The sequence below is a fragment of the Citrobacter sp. VF227 genome (assembly GCF_052950715.1).
Window position 1 is genome coordinate 1 of record NZ_JBRFVF010000110.1, and the last position, 680, is coordinate 680.

A 680-nucleotide genomic window follows, 5' to 3' on the forward strand; every position below is an offset into this window, starting at 1 on the left:
ACGGCCCCGGGGCCCCTGAAACCCGGTAATACCGGGAATTCACAGGCTTATGCGTACATAACCTGAAAGCAATACGGTGAGAGTGACAGCTAATGGCTGTAAATCAATAAGTTAAACACTCATGCCGGTTAAATAACACCCTTGACACACAAAAATCCCCGATGTCCGGACTGCCCCCGGGAGGGACGCGTGCAGCCTGAGCAGCAGGAGCCCCTGTTTCTGACCCGCTGCTTCGCCGGTGCCGGGCGTCAGCGCCGCTTTTCCCGCGACGTGGCCACCGGTATCCGCTGAATGCTGCGACCGCAACGTTATTCCGGCTGCGGGGATTCATTTACTGTCTTTCTCTGGAGTACTGACAAATGAAACGCTCACGCCCATCGCATCCGCCTGCGGATACCGCTTTTTCACCCGGCCTGCGACGTCTGGCCTGGCTTAACATCGCCGTACAGACGGCTTTTCCCCTGGTGGTAGCCTTCACGCCGGTGATGGCCGGGGCCGGTGAACAGCATTTCCTGCAGCAGTCCACCCCACAGCCCGCACAGCGCACGCAGGTCTACACCCTGGGGGGCGGTGAGACCGCCGCCTCCGTTGCAAAAAAATTCCACCTGACCCTTGACCAGCTGCGCGAAATCAATCAGTTGCGCACCTTCGCACACGGCCTGAACGGTCTGCGGGCCGGG

Annotated in this window: 1 protein-coding gene; it reads left to right on the forward strand. The window is 59.9% G+C overall.

Translation table 11 applies throughout. The features are described from left to right. Window positions 1-359: 359 nt before the first annotated feature. Window positions 360-680, forward strand: a 321-nt coding sequence (locus ACU8YC_RS25320; protein ID WP_446896007.1) for a hypothetical protein, incomplete at its 3' end; no start/stop codon positions are given.